Origin of the sequence: Stenotrophomonas sp. 3diitr2024, from assembly GCF_042136455.1 — a bacterium.
GTDB lineage: Bacteria > Pseudomonadota > Gammaproteobacteria > Xanthomonadales > Xanthomonadaceae > Stenotrophomonas > Stenotrophomonas sepilia.
Map to the genome: position 1 here is coordinate 1 of NZ_JBHHMJ010000367.1, position 5,635 is coordinate 5,635.

Consider the following 5,635-nt stretch of genomic DNA (forward strand, 5'->3'; position numbering starts at 1 on the left):
AGAAGTCGGCGCGGGGCATGGCAGGGTCCGGGTCAGGCAGGGGCCCGGCAGTGCCGGGCGAGGCCCCGGCCGGCGTCTGCCGGCCAGGGTCGGGTACGGCATCAGGCGCGGGCGGCCTGGTCCAGCAGCCACTGGCTCAGCAGGCCGACCGGGCGGCCGGTGGCCATGCCACGCTTGCCTTCATCGCTGGCCACGCCGGCGATGTCCAGATGGGCCCAGCGCTGGCCTTCGGCGAAGCGCGACAGGAAGCAGCCGGCGGTGATCGCACCAGCCCAGCGGCCACCGATGTTGTAGACGTCGGCGAAGGTCGAATCCAGCATCGGCTGGTACTCGTCCCACAGCGGCAGGCGCCAGGCGCGGTCGAACACGTGCTCGCCGGCGGCCAGCAGCTCGTTGGCCAGGTCATCGTGCTTGCTCATCAGGCCGGCGGTCTGGTGGCCGAGGGCGACCATGCAGGCACCGGTCAGGGTGGCGACGTCGACCAGCGCGGCAGGCTCGAAGCGCTGCGCGTAGGTCAGCGCGTCGCACAGGATCAGGCGGCCTTCGGCGTCAGTGTTGCCCACTTCGATGGTCTTGCCCGACATCGAGGTGATCACGTCCGACGGACGATAGGCGTTGCCATCAATGGCGTTTTCCACCGCCGGGACCACCACGACGAGGTTCAACGGCAGCTTGGCCTTGACCGCAGCGACGAAGGTGCCGATGACGTTGGCGCCACCGCACATGTCGTACTTCATTTCCTCGATGCCGCCCTGGGTCTTCAGGTTGACGCCACCGGTATCGAAGGTGATGCCCTTGCCGACCAGCACGTACGGCTTGGCGTCACCGCCATTGTTCCACTTCAGCACGACCAGGCGCGGGCGGTTGGCCGAGCCACGGGCCACGGCCAGCAGCGAGCCCATGCCCAGCGCTTCCATCTGGTGCTCGTCGAGGATCTCGGCTTCGGCACCCTCGTGCTCGCCGGCGAACTTCACGCCCACGTCGGCCAGATAGGCCGGGGTGCAGTAGTTGGGCGGCAGGTTGCCCAGCTCACGGGCGAACTCGACGCCGGCGGCAATGGCCTGGCCCTGAGCCAGCGCCTGCGCGTCGTCACCGGCGATGGCCAGCTGGGTCAGACCGGCGTCGTCGGCCTTCTTCTTGCCCAGGGTGGCGGTGTAGCGGTAGGCGGCGTGATCGGCGGCGATCACCGCCTGACGGATCGTCCAGGCCGCGTCGCGGTCCTTCACCGCCACTTCGGACAGGGTGAACAGCGCGCTGCGGGTGGCGCCGGCCTTCAGCGCGCGCACGGCGTCGCCCACGGCCTTCAGGTACTGCGGCACGCCGAAACGGGCGGCTTCACCGAGGCCGACCACCAGCACGCGCGGGGCGGTCACGCCCGGCAGGTCGTGCAGCAGGGTGGTTGCGCCGGTCTTGCCGGACAGGTCGCCACGCTCGGCCAGGGCCGCCAGGCGGCCACCGCTTGCGGCATCCAGGGCCTGCGCGGCCGGGGTCAGGGTATGGTCGGCATACGCGCCGACCACCAGGCAATCAACGGTGGCGGCGGCCGGAGCAACGTGGTTCAGGGTGAATTCGAGGGCCATTGAGCAGATTCCATTGGCGAGTCCGTACAATCGCAGGCCGTTTACGCCCAGACAGTAGACTGGGCGGCACCGCGAACGAACCCCAGAGTTTAAACCACCGCCCCATGCTGAAGCTCGACCGATACCTGCTGGGCGATTTCGTCCAGAGTTTCCTGGCTACCCTGATCGTCCTGCTGGTGGTCAGCGTGGGCGGCGTGCTGGTGGACATCCTCGGCAACATCGCCGACGGACGCCTGCCGGCCAAGCTGCTGTTCTCCCAGCTGGGCCTGCAGTTCATCGCCTACCTGCCGCTGATCCTGCCGCTGGCATTGATGCTGGGCCTGCTGCTGGCCGTGGCGCGGCTGTACCGCGACTCGGAAATGGCGGTCATCACCGCCATTGGTGTTGGCCCCAAGCGACTGCTGCGACCGCTGCTGATGCTGGTGGTGCCGGTGGTGCTGCTGGTCGGCGCCTGCTCGCTGTGGCTGGGCCCGTGGGCAGGCCGGGTGGCCGAGCAGATGATCATCGAGGCCAACCGCAGCGTGCTGATGGCCGGCCTGGAGCCGGGCCGGTTCACGCCGCTGCCCAATGGCGGCGTGGTCTACCTGTCCTCGATCTCGCCTGACGGCACCGAGCTGGGCAAGGTGTTCCTGCAGCGGCAGAAGGACGATCGCCTGGAAGTGGTGTCGGCCAACAGTGGCCGCATGTACTTCGAGGGCACCCGCCAGCGTTTCCTGGAGCTGGATGATGGCCACCAGGTGGAAGGCCCGGTGGCCGCTGGGCTGGATTACCGGCTGGCGACCTTCGCCCGCAACGACGTGGCCCTGCCCGATGGCGCACAGACCCGCACCGAGGATGATCCCGAACTGATGCCGACCCTGCAGTTGATCGGAGATGCGCGGCCGCAGGCACAGGCACAGCTGCACCGCCGCCTGGCACCGCCGCTGATCGCGCTGGCGTTCGCCCTGCTGACCGTGCCGCTGGGCCGCAGCTCGCCGCGCCAGCAGCGCTATGGACGCATGATGCTGGCCCTGCTGGCCTACATGGTGGGCACCAACCTGATGTTCATCGGCAGCGGCTGGATTGCCAACGGCAAGATTCCGCCCGCGCTCGGCCTGTGGTGGTTGACCCTGCCGCTGCTGGCGCTGGCGATCTGTATGTATGTACGTGATGGCCGCCTGGCCCGCCCGAAGGGAGCCCGCGCATGAGGCTGCGCCCGATGCGTTTCGACCTGTACCTGGGCCGGTCGGTGTTCACCACCGTGCTGCTGACCTGGGCGGTGCTGGTGGGCCTGGACGTGGTGATGGCCTTCTCCGGCGAGTTCAAGGACATCGGCAAGAACGGCTACACCCTGGGCCATGCCGCCGCGTGGGTGCTGTACACCGTGCCGCGCCGCGCCTACACGATGTTCCCGACGGCCGCGGTGATCGGCGCACTGATGGGCCTGGGCCAGCTGGCCGCGACCTCGGAGCTGACCGCACTGCGTGCCCTGGGCCTGTCGCGCAAGCGCCTGAGCGTATCGGTGGCGATTGCGCTGTCGCTGCTGACCGCGGTGATGGTGCTCAGCGCCGAGACGCTGGGCCCGTGGGGCCAGGACCGTGCCGATGCGCTGAAATCCAGCGCCAAATGGGGGCGGGATATTGCCACTACCCGTTACTCGGGGCTGTGGGCACGCGAAGGCGACACCTTCCTCAATGCGCAGAGCGGCGAGGAGCAGCTGGTGGGCGACAAGGGCACGCGGCTGATCCTGCGTGATGTGCGCCTGTACCGGGTCGCCGAAGACGGCAAGATCGCCTCGTTGACCCATGCCGCCACCGCCGAGCACGACAAGGACGGCTGGGTGTTGACCGGCGTGCGCCGCGACACCTTTGGCGAGCGCTCGGCAACCCGTCAGGAAGTGGCACGTGAGCCCTGGAACTCGAAGTTGGACCCGGCCGCGCTGGCGACCGGTATCGCCAAGCCGCGCAACCTCAGCGTGTCCGAGCTGAGCACCAGCATTGCCTACCGCGAACGCAACGGGCTGGACGCGCGCGATTTCGAGGATGTGTACTGGAGCCGCTGGTTCTATCCGGTGAACGTGCTGGCCCTGTGCCTGGCGGCGGTGCCGTTCGCGTTCGGATCGCTGCGCAGCGGCGGCATGGGCAAGCGCTTGTTCCTGGGCATCCTGTTCGCATTGGGCTTCTGGCTGCTGCAGCTGTTCTTCGGCCGCATGGCCGGCGCGCTGAAGTTCGATTACCGCATTGCCTACGCGTTGCCGCCGATCGTGATGCTGGCGGTATCCGGACTTCTGTTCCGGCGCAAGTCGGGCTGATTCTGATTGTTGTAGAGCCGAGCCTGTGCTCGGCTGTCACGTACAGTGCGGAAAGCAGCCGAGCACGGGCTCGGCGCTACAGACAGCGCCTTACCGTTTCGGCATCCGCACCAGGCGGGTACCGCTGGCGCGGTCGTGCCAGGTCAGGCGTTGGCGGTCGACCCACGCCCACCAGAATCCCAGTCCGCCCAGCAGCAGGGACAGCGTGCCCACCGCAAAGCGCAGCCACAACTGGCCGCGCCGCAACGGCGTGCCATCGATTGATCGCACTGTCAGCCGCCACGGGCGCATGCCCAGGGTCTGTCCACCGCGGCGCCAGCTGGCCGTCGCGTACCAGCCCGTGATCGCCCAGCACACCGCCCAAAGCAGCCACTGCCAGGCACTGAACGGCGCGATGTTCTCGCGTTGCGCGTGGCCGCTGAAGGTGTAGGCGAGGGTGAACAGCGTGCCGGCCAGCATCCACAGCGCCAGCACCGGCAGTGCGTCGTAGACCATCGCCAGCACGCGCCAGGCCAACAAGGCACGTGGGCGGGGCATTTCGGTAGCGGCCGCAGGGGCCGTGTCGGTGGCAGGGCGGGACATGCGCCGAGCATACGCAAAGCTGGCCGTGCCCGCAGTGGCCCTCGTATCCTGCACGCATGGCCCTTGTCTCCACCCCCGCAGAACGCCGCCAGCTGGTCCAGCAACTGCCCGAGCTTCGCGCCGACGACGGCGTGCGCATCCAGCGCTTCCTCGATGCGATCTGGGCCGAGAACGGCCTGGCCCGTGCCACCCTCGACAGTTACCGGCGTGACCTGGAAGGGCTGGCGCGCTGGATGGATGGGCGCGACGGTGGCCTGGCCGGCATCGAGCGTCCTGGGCTGTTCGATTATCTGGCCTGGCGCACCCGGCATGGCTGGTCACCGCGCAGCAACGCGCGCCTGCTGTCGGCGTTGCGGGCGTTCTTCGCCGATGGCGTGCGCCGCGGCGAACGCAGCGAGGATCCCAGCGCGCTGCTGGACCCGCCGAAGTTGCCACGGCTGCTGCCCAAGGCGCTGGCCGAGAGCCAGATCGATGCGCTGCTGGCGGCCCCGGACGTCGACAGCCCATTGGGCCTGCGCGATCGCGCCATGCTGGAACTGATGTATGCCGCGGGCCTGCGCGTGAGTGAACTGGTGCTGCTGCCCGCGACGGCGGTCAACCTGCGCCAGGGCGTGCTGCGGGTCACCGGCAAGGGCAGCAAGGAACGGCTGGTGCCGCTGGGAGAGGAATCCCAGCACTGGCTGGAGCGTTACCTGCAGCAGTCGCGCCCGCAGCTGGTCGGCAAGGGCAAGGTGCATGCCCTGGCGGATGGGCAGGCCCCGTTGTTCATCGAACCGACGCTGCATGCGCTGACCCGGCAGGCGTTCTGGCATCTGGTCAAGCGCCACGCACAGGTGGCCGGCATCGACCCGGCGCGGATCAGCCCGCATGGGCTGCGGCACAGCTTCGCCACCCATCTGCTCAACCGCGGTGCCGACCTGCGCGCGCTGCAGATGCTGCTCGGCCACAGTTCATTGTCGACCACCCAGATCTACACCCTGGTAGCGCGCGAGCACCTGCAGAAGCTGCACGCCCGCCACCATCCGCGTGGCTGAGTGCCGGGCTGAATCGCTGCCTGGGGCGCTGCCGGGCGTCGCCGCCCGGTACCGGCGGCTGTGTCAGAATCCGGGGTCTTCTTCTGTCGCGGACCGCTCCATGCTCCGATTTGCCATCGCCGCCGTGTTCGGTGCGCTCAGCCTGACCG

The 5,635-nt window shown here is 68.7% G+C and carries 5 protein-coding genes; 3 read left to right on the forward strand and 2 right to left on the reverse strand.

Going from position 1 to position 5,635, the window contains the following annotated elements:
• Positions 1-101: 101 nt before the first annotated feature.
• Positions 102-1,580: a leucyl aminopeptidase gene (locus ABGA94_RS09250; protein ID WP_375367094.1), complete on the reverse strand. Its 1,479-nt coding sequence runs from the start codon at positions 1,578-1,580 to the stop codon at positions 102-104.
• Between the two features lie 104 nt (positions 1,581-1,684).
• Here ABGA94_RS09250 and lptF point away from each other — a divergent pair, with 104 nt between their 5' ends.
• The gene (gene lptF, locus ABGA94_RS09255) at positions 1,685-2,767 is read left to right on the forward strand and encodes an LPS export ABC transporter permease LptF (protein WP_375367096.1); all 1,083 of its coding nucleotides are present in this window, start codon (positions 1,685-1,687) and stop codon (positions 2,765-2,767) included.
• Positions 2,764-3,870: an LPS export ABC transporter permease LptG gene (gene lptG / locus ABGA94_RS09260; protein ID WP_049414332.1), complete on the forward strand. Its 1,107-nt coding sequence runs from the start codon at positions 2,764-2,766 to the stop codon at positions 3,868-3,870. The genes lptF and lptG overlap by 4 nt, the downstream gene beginning before the upstream one ends.
• A 90-nt stretch (positions 3,871-3,960) precedes the next feature.
• Here the strand turns inward: lptG and ABGA94_RS09265 are convergent, their stop codons facing one another.
• A complete protein-coding gene (locus ABGA94_RS09265; protein WP_065179146.1) occupies positions 3,961-4,452 on the reverse strand; it encodes an RDD family protein in 492 nt (163 codons plus the stop codon).
• 56 nt (positions 4,453-4,508) lie between these two features.
• Here ABGA94_RS09265 and xerD point away from each other — a divergent pair, with 56 nt between their 5' ends.
• Positions 4,509-5,486: a site-specific tyrosine recombinase XerD gene (gene xerD / locus ABGA94_RS09270; protein WP_005415216.1), complete on the forward strand. Its 978-nt coding sequence runs from the start codon at positions 4,509-4,511 to the stop codon at positions 5,484-5,486.
• Positions 5,487-5,635 lie beyond the last annotated feature (149 nt).